Origin of the sequence: Streptomyces coryli (assembly GCF_011044975.1) — a bacterium.
GTDB classification, from domain to species: Bacteria; Actinomycetota; Actinomycetes; order Streptomycetales; family Streptomycetaceae; genus Streptomyces; species Streptomyces coryli.
The window spans coordinates 1-16,154 of the sequence record NZ_JAAKZV010000060.1 but is presented as its reverse complement, the minus strand read 5'-3'; the positions used below and the strand labels follow the sequence as shown (position 1 = coordinate 16,154).

Genomic DNA, 16,154 nt, shown 5'->3' with positions numbered 1-16,154 from the left:
AGGGACTGCTCCTCTCCGACGCCTGCGAGGTGAGCTGTCGGGTTCGGGCTGGAGATGCCCGGCCGCATATCGCGACTTCACCCCAAGCCGGTGCTGTGTGTTGAGCGGCACAGTTCCGGCGGCTTACCTGGGTCCCCCGCTCCTGTCGGTACGGCGTAAATCGTGTGCCCGCTGCCGCCGACAGGATTAGGCGTTCGGCTGCGAGGTGCCCGGACATTTCATCCGGACACGGCGAGCACCGTAAACACATCGATTTGCGGGAAACAAGCGGCGATTGCCCCGAAGAAGATCGCGTCATCACCGGCTGCGGTGGATCAGCACACCGAGAGCGATGTGACGTAACCCGGGCACGGCATCAAATAGCGCTGTTAGCTGGGGAGATGACGCAATGAAACCAAAATGGACACGACAGGCCACGGGGTCCGATGTCGATGAAAATTGGCTTAGTGAGCTGCGTCACCGGGGAGTTGGAGGGTGCGGATAGATGCCCCACGGTGCGTGGAGATGTCCGTTGCGACCGATTCAGCATCCTTGAGCACGCGCACGGCATTACGCCACGTGAGTCGGGCGAGATCCGATTCCGACCAGTTGCGCCGCAGCAATTCGGCTACGAGCGTGGGATAACTGCTCACATCGGACATATCGACAGGGGTGACGGGAACGCCGTCGTAGTCGCCGCCGATCCCGATGTGCTCGATGCCGGCGACCTCGCGCATGTGGTCGAGGTGGTCGGCGACGACGGCCGCGGTGGCGCGGCGCGCCTGCTCCTCCTCGGTCTCGTCGGGGCGGCGCTCGAGAATGAACTTCGGCACGAAAGTGGCCATCGCCACCCCGCCGTTCGCGGGGAGCTGAGCGAGGACGTCGTCCGGAATGTTCCGGGGGTGGTCGTTCATCGCGCGGGAGGAGGAGTGCGAGAAGATCACCGGCGCCTCGGTGACGCGGAGGGCGTCATGCATGGTCGCCGGGGCGACGTGCGAGAGGTCGACGAGCATGCCGAGTCGGTTCATCTCGCGGACGACCTCCTCGCCGAAGTCCGTGAGGCCGTCGTGCGCGGGCTCGTCGGTCGCCGAGTCCGCCCAGTCGGTGTTGTCGTTGTGGGTCAGCGTCAGGTAGCGGACGCCGAGCTCGTGGAGGGCGCGCAGGGTGGCAAGGGAGTTGTTGATGCAATGGCCGCCCTCGGCGCCCATGAGCGAGGCGATCTTGCCTTCGGCGCGGGCCGCCTCCATGTCGTCGGCCGTGAGCGCGAGCTTCAGGTCGGCCGGGTGCGCGGCCACGAGCCGCTTGACGCAGTCGATCTGCTCGAGGACAGCGCTGACGGCATCGTCGCCGGCGTGCTCGGTGGAGACGTAGACGGACCAGAACTGCGCACCGACGCCGCCCGCACGCAGGCGGGGGATGTCGGTGTGGAGGTGCGCGCTCTGGTCGACGGCGACGTCGCGCCGGTCGAGGTCGTAGGCGACCTGCTTGCGCAGGGCCCAGGGAAGGTCGTTGTGGCCGTCCACGACCGGGTGCGCCTTGAGCAGCTCGTGCGCGCGGGCGAGGTGGTCTGCGGCCATCGTCGGCGTCTCCCTAATTCAGCCCGCCGGCGTTTGAGGCCGAGGCGCGCAGCGCCGATGCGGGGGTCCGTGGGCGGAGCCCCCGGAGGGCGGCCTACTCGGCGGCCCGCTTGCGCAGCCTGCGCCCCTTCTCCGAGGCAAGCTCGTTCAGCTCGCTCTGGAAGGCGCTCATCCGCTGACGGAGGTCAGCATCGTGCGCAGCGATCATACGGACCGCCAGCAGCCCCGCATTACGCGCCCCGCCGATCGACACCGTCGCCACCGGCACGCCCGCCGGCATCTGCACGATCGACAGCAGCGAGTCCATGCCGTCCAGGTACTTCAGCGGCACCGGCACCCCGATCACCGGCAGCGGCGTCACCGACGCCAGCATGCCCGGCAGGTGCGCCGCGCCCCCGGCGCCCGCGATGACCGCCTTCAGGCCGCGGTCGGCGGCGCCCTCGCCGTACGCGATCATCTCGTGCGGCATCCGGTGGGCGGAGACGACGTCGACCTCGTACGGGACCTCGAACTCCGCCAGCGCCTGGGCCGCGGCCTCCATGACCGGCCAGTCGGAGTCGGAGCCCATGACGATGCCGACCAGCGGGGACTCGGGGGTGCTCATTCGGTGATCGTTCCTCGCAGGTAGTCGGCGGCGTGCCGGGCGCGCTCGCGCACATCGGCCAGGTCGTCGCCGTAGACGTTCACGTGGCCGACCTTGCGGCCGGGCTTCACGTCCTTGCCGTACATGTGGATCTTCAGGCCCGGGTCGCGGGCCATGCAGTGCAGATAGCCCTGGTACATGTCCGGGTAGTCGCCGCCGAGGACGTTCGCCATGACCGTCCACTTCGCGCGCGGGCGCGGGTCGCCGAGCGGCAGGTCGAGGACCGCGCGGACGTGGTTGGCGAACTGGGACGTGACCGCGCCGTCCTGGGTCCAGTGACCGGAGTTGTGCGGGCGCATGGCGAGCTCGTTGACCAGCACCTCGCCGGACGCGGTTTCGAAGAGCTCGACCGCCAGGTGGCCGATCACGTCCAGCTCCTTGGCGATACGGAGCGCCAGCTCCTGGGTCCGTACCGAAAGGGCCGGGTCCAGGCCGGGGGCCGGGGCGATGACGGTGTCGCAGACGCCGCCCACCTGGATGGACTCCACCACCGGGTACGCGACCGCCTGGCCGTGCGGGGACCGGACGACATTCGCGGCGAGCTCGCGGGTGAAGGGGACCTTCTCCTCCGCCAGCACCGGGACGCCGGCCTTGAAGGGATCGGCGGCTCCTGAGATAGCAGCCTCGGAGTCCACGACCCAGACACCCTTGCCGTCGTAGCCGCCGCGGACGGTCTTCAGGACGACCGGATAGCCGGCGCCCTCCTCCGCGAAGCGGGTCACGTCCGCCGGGTCCGTCACGATGCGGTGGCGGGGACAGGGGACGCCGAGCTCGGTGAGGCGGGCGCGCATGACGCCCTTGTCCTGGGCGTGCACGAGGGCGTCGGGCCCCGGTCGTACGGGGATGCCCTCCGCCTGCAGCGCCTTCAGGTGCTCCGTCGGCACGTGCTCGTGATCGAAGGTGATCACGTCACAGCCGCGGGCGAAGGCGCGCAGCGTCTCCAGGTCGCGGTAGTCGCCGACGATCACATCGCCGACGGCCTGGGCCGCGGAGTCCTGCGGGGTGTCACTGAGGAGCTTGAATCTGATGCCGAGGGGGATGCCCGCCTCGTGGGTCATGCGCGCGAGCTGGCCGCCGCCGACCATGCCGACTACCGGGAACGTCACGCACTACAGGGTATCGGCCTCATGTACCGGCTTTTACCGGCAGGTGACCTTGTGGCGGTTAGCATGAAGTTCCGGACCGACGAACAACGGAGCTGACATCACTATGACTGGACCGGCCATAGTCAGTTCCCGCATGCGGCGCATCGGTCAGGAGCTGGTGAAGTTCGCCGCGGTCGGCGGGGCCGGCGTGGTGGTGAACTTCCTGGTCTTCAACCTGGTCCACCACAACACGGAGCTGCCCGTCGTCCGGTGCAGCATGATCGCGACGATAGTCGCCATCGCGTTCAATTACGTGGGCTTCCGGCACTTCACGTACCGGGACCGGGACAAGAGCGGGCGGACCCGTGAGCTGACGCTCTTCATGATCTTCAGCGCTGTCGGCCTGGTGATCGAGAACGGCGTGCTCTACGTCGCCACGTACGGCTTCCACTGGGACAGCCCAGTGGAGAACAACATTTTCAAGTTCGCCGGCGTCATCATCGCCTCGGCCTTCCGCTTCTGGTCGTACCGCAGCTGGGTCTTCCGGGCGCTGCCCGAGACCCCGTCGATCCCGGCGGCGCGGCAGGAGCAGCCGGTGCGGGTGCCCCGCTAGCGGCCGGAAAGAGTTCTGGGGGCTTTGCCCCCAGGCCCCCTGCTCAAGCCTCGGCTTCCCGCCCTAGGAACAGCGCGAACACCGGCGGGCGCTGCTGGACCAGCTCAAGCCTTCCCCCGTCCGCCTCCGCCAGGTCCCGCGCCACCGCCAGCCCCAGCCCCGTCGAGTTCCGGCCGCTCACCGAGCGCTCGAAGACCCGCGAGCCCAGCTCGGGGGACACGCCCTTGCCCTCGTCGGTGACCTCGATCACGATCTGGGTGCCGGTGACGCGGGTGCGGATCGCGACCCGGCCCTCGCCGTGCATCAGGGCGTTCTCGATCAGGGTGGCCAGCACCTGGGCCACGGAGCCGGGTGTAGCCACCGCGCGCAGGTCGGTCTTGCCGGAGCGTACGATCGCCCGTCCCGCGCTGCGGTAGGCCGGGCGCCACTCCTCGATCTGCTGCTTGACCACCTCGTCCACGTCCACGTCGATGCCGAGGCCGGATCGCGGGTCGCGGGAATTGGTGAGCAGCCGCTGCACCACGTCCGTGAGCCGCTCGACCTGGGTCAGGCCGATGGCCGCCTCCTCCTTCACCGTCTCCGGGTCGTCGGAGACGGTGATCTCCTCCAGCCGCATGGAGAGCGCGGTCAGGGGCGTACGGAGCTGGTGGGAGGCGTCGGCGGCGAGGCGGCGCTCGGCGGTGAGCATGCGGGAGATGCGCTCGGCGCTGTTGTCGAGGACGTCGGCGACGCGGTCCAGCTCGGGGACGCCGTAGCGGCGGTGGCGGGGGCGCTGGTCGCCGGAGCCGAGGCGCTCGGCGGTCTCGGCGAGGTCGGTGAGCGGGGCGGTGAGGCGGTTGGCCTGGCGGATGGCGAGCAGCACGGCGGCGCCGATGGCGAGCAGCGCGACCGCGAGGATGATCATGAGGGCCCGGCCGATCTCGCCGTTGACCCCGCCGCGGGACTCCTGGACGGTGACGGAGACGCCGCCCGCGCCCTTCTGGGTCTCCTCGATGATGCCGGTGCTCTCGGGCTTCTGGCCCAGCTCGATCGGCCGCTGCCCCGGCGCCCGCACGACGGCGAAGCGCCCCCCGGTCACCTGCTCCTGCAGCGCCTCGGGCGTCACCGGCTCACCGCCGGCGATCCGCCCCTCGACGACGCTGAAGAGGCGCACCGCCTCGGACCTGACCCGGTCGTGCGCGGCACTCTCGATCGTCCGGGTCTCCACGATCACGAGGGACACACCGAAGACCGCGATGACGACGAGCACGACGGCAAGGGTGGAATTGATCAGTCGGCGGCGCAATGTGCCCTCCGGGCGGGTACGGCGAGAGCTTGGGGCGTGCGCCCGCGCAGGCAGGCGGGGCCGGGAAGGCGGGCAGGTCCGGGCCGGTGGCCGGGAGGGCGGGTCCCGCCGAGGACGAGCTGCCCGTGCATCGCCATCGCGCCGACCCGCCCGGAGGGCGCTAGCTCTTCTCGAAGCGGAAGCCCACGCCGCGCACCGTGGCGATGTAGCGCGGGTTGGCGGCGTCGTCGCCGAGTTTCTTGCGGAGCCAGGAGATGTGCATGTCGAGGGTCTTGGTGGACGACCACCAGGTGGTGTCCCAGACCTCGCGCATCAGCTGGTCGCGGGTGACCACCCGCCCCGCGTCGCGGACCAGCACCCGGAGCAGGTCGAACTCCTTCGCCGTGAGCTGCAGCTCCTCGTCGCCGATCCAGGCGCGGTGCGACTCGGTGTCGATGCGTACGCCATGGGTGTCCGGCGGCGGCGCGGCGGGCTCGGCGGCGGTGCCGCGGCGGAGCAGGGCCCGGACCCGGGCGAGCAGCTCGGCGAGGCGGAAGGGCTTGGTGACGTAGTCGTCGGCGCCGGCGTCGAGGCCGACGACCGTGTCCACTTCGTCGGCCCGCGCGGTGAGCACCAGCACCGGGAAGCCGTGGCCCTCGGTGCGCATCCGGCGGCAGACCTCCAGGCCGTCCATCCCGGGCAGCCCGAGGTCGAGGACGACCAGGTCGATCCCGCCCTTCAGACCGGCTTCCAGCGCGGTCGGTCCGTCCTCCCGCACCTCTACGTCGTAACCCTCACGGCGCAACGCACGGGCCAGAGGTTCCGAGATGGCCGCGTCGTCCTCGGCGAGCAGTACACGGGTCATGGGGTGATGGTAGTCCGGCGGTCAGGGTGCCGGGCACTTGTGAGGTGCATTACAAAACCACCCATAAGCCTTATCGCGCGCATACAGTGAGCGAACGTCACGTTAACTCGGGACCTGTGACCATCTTCCCCCAGGTCGCAGTGCCCTGACGTGCCACCCCCTGTAAGTAGCATTCTGGTCGGACGTTCAGTCTGCCCGGCACCCGGGGCCCGCCAAGGAGCGCCCGGTGGCCGTGTGCCCAGATGCCCGGCGACGCGTCGTACGCGACCGGCCGTCCCCGTAAAGCAAGGAACCATCATGGCGTCAAGCCTGACGAAGGACTCCGCTGCCACAAGCGGCAAGACGTTCTTCGGCCACCCCCGCGGCCTGGCCACCCTCTTCATGACGGAGATGTGGGAGCGCTTCAGCTATTACGGCATGCGCGCTCTCCTCGTGCTCTACCTGGTCTCCGGAGGCGCGGACGCCGCGACCGGCAGCCAGGGCGGCGGTCTCGCCTACACGGCGGCGACCGCGACGGCCATCTACTCCGTCTACGTGGCGATGGTCTACCTCTTCACCATGCCCGGCGGCTGGTTCGGTGACCGCGTCTGGGGTCCCCGTAAGACCGTCGCCATCTCCGGCGTGATCATCACCGCGGGCCACCTGTCGCTGGCGCTGCCGACCGACGCGATGTTCTTCGTCGGCCTGGCCCTCATCGCCGTCGGCTCCGGTCTGCTGAAGGCCAACATCTCCACGATGGTCGGCCAGCTCTACGACGGCCCGAACGACCCGCGCCGCGACGCCGGCTTCTCGGTCTTCTACATGGGTATCAACCTGGGTGCCTTCGGCGCGCCGTTCATCATCGGCTGGCTCGGCGAGAAGGTGAACTGGCACCTGGGCTTCGGTATCGCGGCCCTCGGTATGGCGCTGGGCACGATCCAGTTCCTGCTCGGCTCGAAGCACCTGAGCGCGCAGTCCAGCGTGGTCCCGAACCCGGTGACCCCGCAGGAGCGCCGCAAGGTCCTCAACGTGTCGCTGGCCACCACCGCCGTGGCCGTGGTCTTCTACGCCATCGTGGTCGCCACCGGCGTCTACACGCTGAACTGGGCGCTGGTCCCGATCACCATCGCCGGTCTGATCATCCCGATCTGGGTCATCGCCCGGATCCGCCGGGACAAGGACCTCACGGGCGAGGACAAGAAGAAGCTGTCCGCGTTCAACTGGTTCTTCGTCGCCTGCGCCGTGTTCTGGATGATCTTCGACCAGGGTGCGTCCACGCTGTCGCTCTTCGGTGACGCGCACACCAACCGGGACATCCTCGGCTGGGAGATGCCGAACACCCTGTTCCAGTCGCTGAACCCGATGTTCGTGATGATGCTGGCGCCGGTCTTCGCCGTCGTCTGGCTGGCCCTGGCCCGCCGCGGCAAGGAGCCGAGCACGGTCGCGAAGTACAGCTTCGGTCTGGTCGTCACCGGTCTGTCGTTCTTCGTCTTCCTGATCCCGCTGGGCATGGCGACGGGCGACGAGAAGGTCGCCATCTGGTGGCTGGTGCTCATCTTCCTGATGCACACCATCGCCGAGCTGTGCATCAGCCCGGTCGGCCTGTCGATGACCACGAAGCTGGCGCCGGCGAAGTACCTGTCCCAGATGATGGCGGTCTTCTTCCTGGCCGTCACCGCGGGTGACAGCGTCACCGGCCTGCTCGCCATCGCCGGTGTGGACCTGAACGGCAAGGGCGTCGTCGCCCTGGAGGCCACGGCCGCCGTGATCGCCGGTATCGCGATCTACATGTCGCGCAAGCGCGTGAAGGCGCTGATGGGCGAGGTCCGCTAACCGCGGCAGCCCGCAACACCACACCGCCCGAAGGCCCGCGATCCACCCGGATCGCGGGCCTTCGGCATAGCGTGGATCATGTAGACATCATTACTGATCTGGCGAAAGGTCGGGATGTGTCAGGGTCCGCTGCTTTACGTCCCCGGCTCCTCCTGGTGCTCGCCCTGGGGCTGCTCCTGGCGCTGCTGCCGGTGAGCCACTCGGCCGGGCTGCCGCACGAGGACCCGCCCCCTGACCCCCGCGCGGCGCCGGTCTCCGTACCGGAGGGCGCGCTGCACCACGCGACCCGCTCCTACGGCCCGCATCCGCGCCAGCGCCTGACCGCCTACTGGCATCCGCACGGCGGCGCCCCGCGGGCCGGCGTCGTGATCGTGCACGGCGGCTACTGGGCCAAGGACACCGACTGGAGCGGCTGGGCCCGTACCTACGCGGCCGCCGGCTACGCCGTCTTCGACCTCTACTACCGGCTGAACAGCGACGCCGTCTGGCCGGCCCAGCGCGACGACGTGCTCCGCGCGCTGCGCTGGATCCGCGGCCACGCCGCCGAATACGGCCTCGCCAAGGACCGCATGGTGCTGCTCGGCTCCTCCGCGGGCGGCCAGATCGCCGCCTCCGTGGGTACGTACGGCGCCGGGCGCGAGCTCGCGGCCGGGGTGGTGGCGCTGTCCCCGGTGGCCTCGCCGTACCGCGCCTGGCTGGACGGCGGCCGCCAGGGCGCCAGTGCCGACCAGCGCAAACTCCGCCGCAACGCCGAACTCCTCACCGGCTGCGCGCCCCGGCGCGCGGACGCCGGCTGCTGGGACGCCTGGCGCTCCACGGTGGTCAAGAACACGGCGTCGGGCGCGGACGACGCACCGATGCTGCTGGTGCACTCCGCACACGACTGGGTGTCGGTGCGGCACTCGACGGAACTCGCGATGGCCCAGTGGGGCCAGGGCATGTCCCGCGCGGACCTCACCCTCGACGTGGTCCCGGGCGGGGCCCACGGGATGGCGCTGCTGGAGGACCGGCGGGTACGGGGGCGCGTGGACGCGTGGATCCGGGCGCGGACCGAGCTGTTCTAGACCCCCGCCGGTCTAGACCCCCGCCGGTGCCTCGCCTTCCTCCGGCGTCCGGTTCGGGCGCTCGCGCTGTTGCCAGCGGCGGCGGGAGGACTTCGCCCGATGCCGGCCGTCGGGGGCGTACGGGCGGAGGCGGCCGACGATCGTCATGCCGATGCGGAAGGCGGCGGTCACCACGACGACGAAGAGCAGGACCCAGAAGAGCATGACGCCCCAGGGGCGGGCCACGCCCCAGGGCTGTTCGGCCAGCAGCCGGCCCTGGTACTTCATCGAGACGACGTAGTCGCCGTGGGCTCCGGACGGGAGCTCCACCAGCAGCTTGACCTGCTTCTTTCCGCCCGGCGGGATCACTCCGCGCCACTGCCTGCGCTCCCACTCCGGCGAGACCACGCCGTGCGCGGTGCCGATCTCGAAGACGGGGTTCTTGGCGGGCTCGGTGCCCATATTGCCGACGGTGACGGTCAGCCGCCGCTGGGCGGGGGCGCCGAACCAGTTCAGGATCCCGGACGTGCCCTCGAGCCCCGGCTCCCCGAGCAGCGCGAGCCGCCCGCGCCCGGCCTCCGGCGGCAGCGGTGCGGTGGCGTGCCCGGCGATGACGAACTTCTTCTGTGCCGCCACCTTGCGGCCGGTGACCGTCGCGACGGCGACCACACAGGGGCATGGCTTGGGGGGTTCGGCGACCCGCAGCTTGCGGCTGAAGGTGCCGGCGGCGTCGGTGGTCACGGCGCGGCCGTCGGCGTTCGCGCAGGAGTCGGTGCCGCCGATCATGTTCTGCCCGCAGATGAGCAGGGTGAGCAGGGCCTTGGCGGGCCAGTCCTTGCCGGTGACGGTGACATTGCCGCCGGCGCCCGACTGGCTGTCGGAGAGGGTGATCTCCGGCTTCTTGTCGGCGGCCGGGGCCGCGGTGGCCAGCGGCGCGACCGGGATGAGGACGAGCGCGAGGACGGCGACGACGGCGGCCGTGGCGGACCGTCTCAGGTCGCGGACCCGGTATCGAACGGCACGCACCCAAGCCACCTTTGTCATCGCGGCACCCCCGCGGCCTCGTGTTCCGACTCGTCTCCGGCCCGGTTCGACACCAGGTCCAGCTCCTCCCCTGGCGGCCAGGGCCCGATCTCGGCCCGCGCCGCGTCGACGGTTCTGATGGGTACGGCCCGCCGCCGCCACCAGGCGGCCGCCGCACCGCCGCCCACCAGGACGACGAGGACGATCCAGCCCCAGGGCACCGCCGTGTACTCGGTCGTGCCGCTCGCCCGCGCGCCGCCCGCGGCCGTGACCGTGAGGCGTACGTCGACCGAGTCGAGGGCCGAGGTGCCGGGCCACTTGGCGGTCAGCCGGGCCCGCTGCCCGGGCAGCAGCTCGACACCAACGTCGCGGGGGCCGTGCCGCAGCACATCCCCGTAAAAGCCCTTCGCGCGCACCGCGAGCTTCGGACTCAGTGCGGTGTTGCCGCGGTTGACCAGCGTGTAGTGGATGCCATCGCTCTGCGCGGACACCTTCTCCACGTCGATCGCCGCCAGCTGCGGCCCCGCCACCCGCAGGTGCAGGCGGATGCCGTCGCTGCGGGCCTCTCCGGAGGCGGATTCCACCACCACCGCGCCCGGGTGGTCCCCGGGCGTCGCGTCCCGCGGCACCGTGACCGAGAACGGCACCTCGGCCCGGGTGCGCGGCGGCACGGTCACCTTCGTACGGGCGAAGGCGAGCCATGCGCCGGTGCTCTTGCTGCGCTTCTCCGCGCGGATGGCGAAGGAGCCGTCGCCCTTGTTGTACGCGTCGGCGCCGCGCAGCCGTACCGTGAGCGGCTTGTCGCCGCGGTTGGTGACGGCGACGGCGTCCTCCAGGACGGCGCCGGGCGCGCCTTCCGCGTAGAAGAAGGGGCGCCCGGGGTCGCGGTCCAGGTCGCTCACGCCCGTGGGAGCGGCATCCCACGTGCGGTTGTTGTCGGCCGCGCCGGCGGCGGCGGCCTGGGTCGCGGGCACCATCGCAAGGAGCCCGAGGCCGCAGACCACCGCCGCCGTGACGGCGTCCCGCAGCCGCCGGCGCAACCACTGTGCGTTTGCCGTGCTCTTACTCAGCAACCCGCCTCCGCCGCGTCAGCCACAGCCCGCCGGCCACGCCGGCGAGGAGCACCGTGCCGCCGAGGGTGCCGAGCGCGACGGCGTTGTCGGCCGGGCCGGTGTCGGCCAGGTCGCCGCCGCCACCGCCGCCGCCCGGTGCGGCAGCCGAGTCGCCGCCTCCGGTCGCCGTGCCGCCGCCACCGCCGCCACCGGCCGCCGCCTTGACGTCCAGCTCAAGGGAGGGCTTGGGGTTGTTGGTGGCGGTGCAGGTCGTGGTCGTGCCCATCGCCTTGATGGTGAGAACACCGGCGGTGAACGTGACCTTGCCCGACTTCTTCGGCGTGTACGTGCCCGACAGGTCGGTGATCTTGATGGGTGTGTTGGCCGGAATGGCCTTGGGGTTGGTGGGCCCGCTGACGGGCACCGTCCCGGACTCCGCCCCGCCGAGCTTGATCGTGGCGGAGGGCTTCATGGCGCCCTTCCCCAGCTCCACTGGGCTGGAGGAGACGCCTTTCTGGAAGGACATGACGAGCTTGTAACCGCTGCCGCTCTTGGTCGACTTGATGTCGATGGGCGATACGGCGCTCTTGTTGCCGATCGGCGTCTTGCACGCGTAATTGACGTCGACGACGGTTGCGTGTGCGGATGGCGCCGCCAGCAGCGCCACCGTGGTCCCGGCCGCGAGCGCGGCGGCCACCTTGCGTTTGCTGTGCACTAATTTCACGCGGCTCACTGTTGAGCTCCCCTTTTCTGACGGCGCATCAGATTGGCCGCTCAAGGTACGCGGGTGACCTTGCGGAGGGAAGACCAAGTGCACAGCAGATCCGGAGTGCAACGGAAAAGAGTCCGTGAAGCCTGTGAAACCCCAGGTCACGCAGGTGCGGCAAGCTCCGCCCACACCGTCTTACCGGGGCGCCCGTCGCGGCGCACAACACCCCAATCCAGACAAAGCCTCTGCACGATGCTGCATCCTTCGGGGGGCGACCCCCGGACCCCCACGTTCCCGGTGCCGGTGAGCCCGCAGGCCCGGTCAGCCGGGTGCCGCAAGCTCCGCCCACACCGTCTTACCGGGGCGCCCGTCGTACCGGACCACACCCCAGTCAAGGCACAGCCGCTGCACGATGAACATGCCGTGCCCGCCCGGCCGCGTGGCCCGGTGCGGCGTGCGCGGGGCCGGGGTGCCGGTGCCGAGGTCGGACACCTCCAAGCGCAGCAGCTTCGGGGCGCAGTGGAGGCGGAGTTCGTCGGGGCCGCCGGCGTGGAGGCAGGCGTTGGTGACCAGTTCGGAGACGACGAGGAGGACGTCCTCCGCCGCGGCGCGCTGGTCGGCGCCGGCGGCGGGCAGCCAGCCCCAGTCGTAGAGGGCCTGGCGGGCGAAATCGCGGGCACGCGGGACCGCGCCGCTGGCCCCGACGAGCGTCAGCCTGCGCAGCTGACCGGGGGCGGCGGCGCCGTCGCCCGGTGGATACGGCCGGGTGCTGCTCATCGCCGCCCCACCTCACCGCTCGCCATCGTCGCCACTGAAACGGCTCCTGCCCTGCACGCTCTGTAACTCAAAATCTGTAACACGAGATTTTCGAATGGGCTTCTGCCCTGAGATCCCGGGGAAACACCCGCGAGTTTCCGGTAAGGCATGTGACCCGCCTTACTCCCCGCCACTGGACGGAGCCCGCATGTGACGGATCACTCGATGAGCGCCGCGTCCAGACTGTCGTGGACGGTGAAGACCGCTTCGGCGCCGGTGATCTCGAAGACCCGGGCGACGACCGGCAGCATCGCGGCGAGATGCACCCCGCCACCCGCGGCCTCGGCCTTCAGCCGGGCACCGAGGAGCACATTGAGCCCGGTGGAGTCGCAGAACTCCAGCTCCGAGCAGTCCACCACCAGACGGGCCAACCCGTCGGCCACACACTGCTCGAGAGGCTGCCGCAGCAGTTCGGCGGTGTGGTAGTCGAGCTCGCCCGCGGGCTTGACCACGGCGCTCGCACCGTGTCTCTGCACATCGACCCGGAGCCGTCCCCGGCTGCCGCTGCCGACCAGTCCGCGGTCCATTCCGTTGCTCTCCCGACCGTTGGTTCCCGTGCTTGCTGTGCTGGCTTGCTGTACGTCCATTCTCCGCCCCAGACCCTACGCCCGCACCCGCCTGTTCGACAGCCGAACAGCCCGTAAACCCGGGCAAATACGGACATCTACCCCTTGCCAAGGCGCACCGAATGCGGGTAGGCGTAGAAGAGCACAGAAAACACGGCCGGCTTTGGAGGCGCCGCACACCCGAGAAACGCGAGATGGCATCGGCAGCCGTATGCCGAGAATCGATGGAGGACACAATGTCACCCCGGCTCGACGCGCGCACTACGCCGTCGGCACCCCCCGCTCAGCACGCCCTCGTCCCCGACGAAGCGGCCGACTGCGACCCCGAGGGCCCGCTCGCGGACCTCCTCGAGGAGCTCGCGGACATCCCGCCGTACGACGAGGTTGCCCCGCTGGACGCGCGGGCCCTGTCCAAGACACTCTTCAGCCGCCTCGAGGTTCTTGAGGAAGGCACGCACGAGTACGCGTACGTCCGTAACACCCTGGTCGAACTCAACCTGGCGCTGGTGAAGTTCGCCGCCTCCCGCTTCCGCTCCCGCAGCGAGCCGATGGAGGACATCATCCAGGTCGGGACCATCGGCCTGATCAAGGCGATCGACCGCTTCGAACTGGGCCGCGGCGTGGAGTTCCCCACCTTCGCGATGCCCACGATCGTCGGTGAGATCAAGCGCTTCTTCCGCGACACGTCCTGGTCGGTGCGGGTGCCCCGGCGCCTGCAGGAGCTGCGCCTGGACCTGGCGAAGGCCGGCGACGAGCTGGCCCAGAAGCTGGACCGCGCCCCGACCGTGACGGAGCTCGCCGACCGCCTCGACCTGTCCAGGGACGAGGTCGTGGAGGGCATGGCCGCCTCCAACGCGTACACCGCGAGCTCCCTCGACGCGCAGCCCGAGGAGGACGAGACCGAAGGCGCCCTGGCCGACCGGATCGGCTACGAGGACCACGGTCTCGAGGGAATCGAGTACGTGGAGTCCCTCAAGCCGCTGATCGCCTCGCTGCCGGCCCGGGATCGCAAGATCCTGTCGCTGCGGTTCGTCGCGAACATGACCCAGTCCGAGATCGGCGAGGAGCTCGGCATCTCCCAGATGCACGTCTCCCGCCTGCTGGCCCGGACGCTGACGAAGCTCCGCAAGGGGCTGCTGGTCGAGGAGTGACCGACCTTTAGGGCCGGGCCTGTGTGAGGGCCCGGCTCCGGTCGTTCCTCCGCACCTGCCGCAGATATTTCCCTCGTACGGCCCGGTCCCGGCTGCGGGCGTCCGGGCCCGGCGGTTCGCTTGACTGTATGTCACCGCGCCGCGTCATCGCCCTGCTGGCGAGCGCGGTGCTGGCGGTGCTCGCCGGCTGCGCCCCACGGGTCGAGATCGAGATCGACCGCTCCCGGCACTTCCATCCCCCGCCCGACACCTCCCCCGACGGCTGGTGGCCCTGCCCCGTCGGCGGCGCGGAGACCCGCGAGTGCCGGCTGGTGCACGTGCCCCAGGGCGGTCCCGGGTCCGCGACCGTCGCGCTCTCCCTCAGCCGACTGCCCGCCCGCGATCCCGAGCGGCGCGTCGGCGCCCTGGTCCTCGCCCCCGGCGGCCCCGGCCTCTCCGGTCTGCAGGAGGCCCTCGCCGCCTCCCTCGACTACCCCGCCGAGCTGCGCGACCGCTTCGACATCGTCGGCTTCGACCGCCGCGGCGTCGGCCTCAGCGGCCGGGTCGACTGCGGCGAGCCGAAGGGCGCCCTGGACAAGCTGCGGCACGCGCGGGACCTCGGCTCCCCCCGCACCTTCGCCGCCGTCGACGCCGACGCCCGCGCGTACGTCGAGGGCTGCCGTATGCGGCACGGCGAACTGCTCGGCCACCTCGGCTCACGGGCGGCCGCCGACGATCTGGAGGCGGTGCGGGTCGCGCTCGGCGAGGAGAAGATCAGCCTGCTGATGCACTCGTACTCCACGATCCCCGGCCAGCTCTACGTCGCCCAGCACCCGGACCGCGTCCGCTCGGCGGTCTTCGACGGCGTCGTCGACCCCGGCCGCCGCGGTACGGCCATGGCGCTGCGGACGCTGCACTCCCCCGAGGAACTGGACGACGAGCACGTCCCCGTACCACCGTCCCGGGACCTGCCGGAGGAGGTCCGCGAGGCCTTCGCGACGCTGGACCCGGGCAAGCCGCCACTCGCACTCTTCCTGAGCGTGCACTGCGCGGACTTCCCCTGGCCGGACTCGGTCCCCGAGCTGCTGCGCAAGCTGGCGGCGCTGCGGAAGTCGGGGCAGGAGGCGGGGTGGCGGGTGAACACGGTGGCACGGGACTACGCGGCGTGCGTCCACTGGCCGGGGCGAGGGGCCCCGCTCGGGGCGGTGCGACCGGCGTCGGCCGCCGGGGACTCGCCTCAGGTGCTGCCACTGCTGATCAACAGCCGCAAGGACATGCGCACGCCCCTGGCGGGGGCTGAGCGGGTGGCGAACCGCTTCCATGCGCCGCTGCTGACGGTGCGGGGCGGGCAGCATGGGCTGGTGGGGTACGGCAACAGGTGCGCGGAGAAGTATGCGGTGGAGCATCTGACGGGACGCTTGCGGTCGGGGGCTAGCGAGCGCCTGACCTGCGGGTGACCTGCGGTCGGCTTCGGGGGCTGTACCCACCAACCCACCCGTTGCTGTATGCCGCAGGGGAAGGGGCAGCACCTGGCGGTGCGCCTTGGCCGATGCCCCTTGGCCGATGCGCCTTGGCTGGCGCCCTTGGCCGATGCCCCTTGGCCAATGCCCCTTGGCCAATGCCCCTTGGCCGATGCGCCTTGGCCGACGCCCCTTGGCCGATGCGCCTTGGCCGGCGCCCTTGGCCGATGCCCCTTGGCCAATGCCCCTTGGCCAATGCCCCTTGGCCGATGCGCCTTGGCCGACGCCCCTTGGCCGATGCGCCTTGGCCGGCGCCCTTGGCCGATGCGCCTTGGCCGACGCCCCTTGGCCGGCGCCCCTTGGCCGGCGCCCTTCGCTGGCGCCCTTGGCCAATGCCCCTTGGCCAATGTCCCTTGGCCGGCGCCCCTTGGCCGGCGCCCCTTGGTCGATGCGCCTTGGTCGATGCGCCTTGGCCAATGCCCCTTGCCCACAGCCCCACAGCCCCACAGCCCGGCAG

Annotated in this window: 15 protein-coding genes and 1 riboswitch; of the genes, 5 read left to right on the top strand and 10 right to left on the bottom strand. The window is 70.7% G+C overall.

Going from position 1 to position 16,154, the window contains the following annotated elements:
• Nucleotides 1-4: 4 nt before the first annotated feature.
• Nucleotides 5-166: riboswitch (cyclic di-AMP (ydaO/yuaA leader) on the bottom strand.
• 277 nt (nucleotides 167-443) lie between these two features.
• The 3 genes from G5C51_RS15885 to G5C51_RS15875 all read right to left on the bottom strand — a co-directional run bounded on the left by G5C51_RS15885 (nucleotide 444) and on the right by G5C51_RS15875 (nucleotide 3,305).
• Complete coding sequence (locus G5C51_RS15885) at nucleotides 444-1,556, bottom strand: dipeptidase (RefSeq protein WP_165237731.1); 1,113 nt, start codon at nucleotides 1,554-1,556, stop codon at nucleotides 444-446.
• Between the two features lie 94 nt (nucleotides 1,557-1,650).
• On the bottom strand, nucleotides 1,651-2,160 hold the full coding sequence (gene purE, locus G5C51_RS15880) for a 5-(carboxyamino)imidazole ribonucleotide mutase (RefSeq protein WP_165237729.1): 510 nt from the start codon (nucleotides 2,158-2,160) through the stop codon (nucleotides 1,651-1,653).
• Nucleotides 2,157-3,305: a 5-(carboxyamino)imidazole ribonucleotide synthase gene (locus G5C51_RS15875; protein WP_338118159.1), complete on the bottom strand. Its 1,149-nt coding sequence runs from the start codon at nucleotides 3,303-3,305 to the stop codon at nucleotides 2,157-2,159. Before G5C51_RS15875 ends, purE begins: the two co-directional genes overlap by 4 nt.
• 133 nt (nucleotides 3,306-3,438) lie before the next feature.
• Between G5C51_RS15875 and G5C51_RS15870 the strand changes: the two genes are divergently transcribed.
• Entirely contained in the window at nucleotides 3,439-3,897 is a 459-nt protein-coding gene (locus G5C51_RS15870) for a GtrA family protein (protein ID WP_420824818.1), read from the top strand.
• Nucleotides 3,898-3,940: 43 nt separating this feature from the next.
• Here G5C51_RS15870 and G5C51_RS15865 read toward each other — a convergent pair whose 3' ends face one another.
• Together G5C51_RS15865 and G5C51_RS15860 are read right to left on the bottom strand one after the other, a co-directional pair.
• Nucleotides 3,941-5,182: an ATP-binding protein gene (locus G5C51_RS15865; RefSeq protein ID WP_165237725.1), complete on the bottom strand. Its 1,242-nt coding sequence runs from the start codon at nucleotides 5,180-5,182 to the stop codon at nucleotides 3,941-3,943.
• A 160-nt stretch (nucleotides 5,183-5,342) separates the two neighbouring features.
• Nucleotides 5,343-6,026 carry a response regulator transcription factor gene (locus G5C51_RS15860; RefSeq protein WP_165237723.1) on the bottom strand — a complete coding sequence of 228 codons (684 nt, stop codon included), beginning with the start codon at nucleotides 6,024-6,026 and terminating at the stop codon, nucleotides 5,343-5,345.
• A 297-nt stretch (nucleotides 6,027-6,323) separates the two neighbouring features.
• On the opposite strand from G5C51_RS15860, the gene G5C51_RS15855 reads away from it, so the two are divergent.
• Complete coding sequence (locus G5C51_RS15855) at nucleotides 6,324-7,838, top strand: peptide MFS transporter (protein ID WP_165237721.1); 1,515 nt, start codon at nucleotides 6,324-6,326, stop codon at nucleotides 7,836-7,838.
• A gap of 155 nt (nucleotides 7,839-7,993) precedes the next feature.
• Entirely contained in the window at nucleotides 7,994-8,902 is a 909-nt protein-coding gene (locus G5C51_RS15850) for an alpha/beta hydrolase fold domain-containing protein (RefSeq protein WP_165237719.1), read from the top strand.
• Between the two features lie 12 nt (nucleotides 8,903-8,914).
• On the opposite strand, the gene G5C51_RS15845 is transcribed toward G5C51_RS15850, so the two are convergent.
• The 5 genes from G5C51_RS15845 to G5C51_RS15820 form a co-directional block, all read right to left on the bottom strand.
• Nucleotides 8,915-9,907: a hypothetical protein gene (locus G5C51_RS15845; RefSeq protein WP_165237717.1), complete on the bottom strand. Its 993-nt coding sequence runs from the start codon at nucleotides 9,905-9,907 to the stop codon at nucleotides 8,915-8,917.
• A 14-nt stretch (nucleotides 9,908-9,921) separates the two neighbouring features.
• Entirely contained in the window at nucleotides 9,922-10,977 is a 1,056-nt protein-coding gene (locus G5C51_RS15840; RefSeq protein WP_240929691.1) for a COG1470 family protein, read from the bottom strand.
• Complete coding sequence (locus G5C51_RS15835) at nucleotides 10,967-11,671, bottom strand: LPXTG cell wall anchor domain-containing protein (RefSeq protein WP_165237761.1); 705 nt, start codon at nucleotides 11,669-11,671, stop codon at nucleotides 10,967-10,969. Before G5C51_RS15835 ends, G5C51_RS15840 begins: the two co-directional genes overlap by 11 nt.
• A 315-nt stretch (nucleotides 11,672-11,986) precedes the next feature.
• On the bottom strand, nucleotides 11,987-12,442 hold the full coding sequence (locus G5C51_RS15825; protein WP_165237715.1) for an ATP-binding protein: 456 nt from the start codon (nucleotides 12,440-12,442) through the stop codon (nucleotides 11,987-11,989).
• 197 nt (nucleotides 12,443-12,639) lie between these two features.
• A complete protein-coding gene (locus G5C51_RS15820) occupies nucleotides 12,640-13,008 on the bottom strand; it encodes an STAS domain-containing protein (protein WP_165237713.1) in 369 nt (122 codons plus the stop codon).
• A 263-nt stretch (nucleotides 13,009-13,271) separates the two neighbouring features.
• Here G5C51_RS15820 and G5C51_RS15815 point away from each other — a divergent pair, with 263 nt between their 5' ends.
• Both G5C51_RS15815 and G5C51_RS15810 read left to right on the top strand, forming a co-directional pair.
• Nucleotides 13,272-14,198, top strand: a complete 927-nt coding sequence (locus G5C51_RS15815; RefSeq protein ID WP_165237711.1) for an RNA polymerase sigma factor SigF — start codon at nucleotides 13,272-13,274, stop codon at nucleotides 14,196-14,198.
• A gap of 128 nt (nucleotides 14,199-14,326) precedes the next feature.
• A complete protein-coding gene (locus tag G5C51_RS15810) occupies nucleotides 14,327-15,634 on the top strand; it encodes an alpha/beta hydrolase (RefSeq protein ID WP_165237709.1) in 1,308 nt (435 codons plus the stop codon).
• Nucleotides 15,635-16,154 lie beyond the last annotated feature (520 nt).

Coding starts and splice junctions, on each gene's coding strand:
- G5C51_RS15885 (WP_165237731.1), bottom strand. CDS start 1,556: ATGGCCGCAGACCACCTCGCCCGCGCGCACGAGCTGCTCAAGGCGCAC.
- purE (WP_165237729.1), bottom strand. CDS start 2,160: ATGAGCACCCCCGAGTCCCCGCTGGTCGGCATCGTCATGGGCTCCGAC.
- G5C51_RS15870 (WP_420824818.1), top strand. CDS start 3,439: ATGCGGCGCATCGGTCAGGAGCTGGTGAAGTTCGCCGCGGTCGGCGGG.
- G5C51_RS15860 (WP_165237723.1), bottom strand. CDS start 6,026: ATGACCCGTGTACTGCTCGCCGAGGACGACGCGGCCATCTCGGAACCT.
- G5C51_RS15855 (WP_165237721.1), top strand. CDS start 6,324: ATGGCGTCAAGCCTGACGAAGGACTCCGCTGCCACAAGCGGCAAGACG.
- G5C51_RS15825 (WP_165237715.1), bottom strand. CDS start 12,442: ATGAGCAGCACCCGGCCGTATCCACCGGGCGACGGCGCCGCCGCCCCC.
- G5C51_RS15820 (WP_165237713.1), bottom strand. CDS start 13,008: ATGGACCGCGGACTGGTCGGCAGCGGCAGCCGGGGACGGCTCCGGGTC.
- G5C51_RS15815 (WP_165237711.1), top strand. CDS start 13,272: ATGGAGGACACAATGTCACCCCGGCTCGACGCGCGCACTACGCCGTCG.
- G5C51_RS15810 (WP_165237709.1), top strand. CDS start 14,327: ATGTCACCGCGCCGCGTCATCGCCCTGCTGGCGAGCGCGGTGCTGGCG.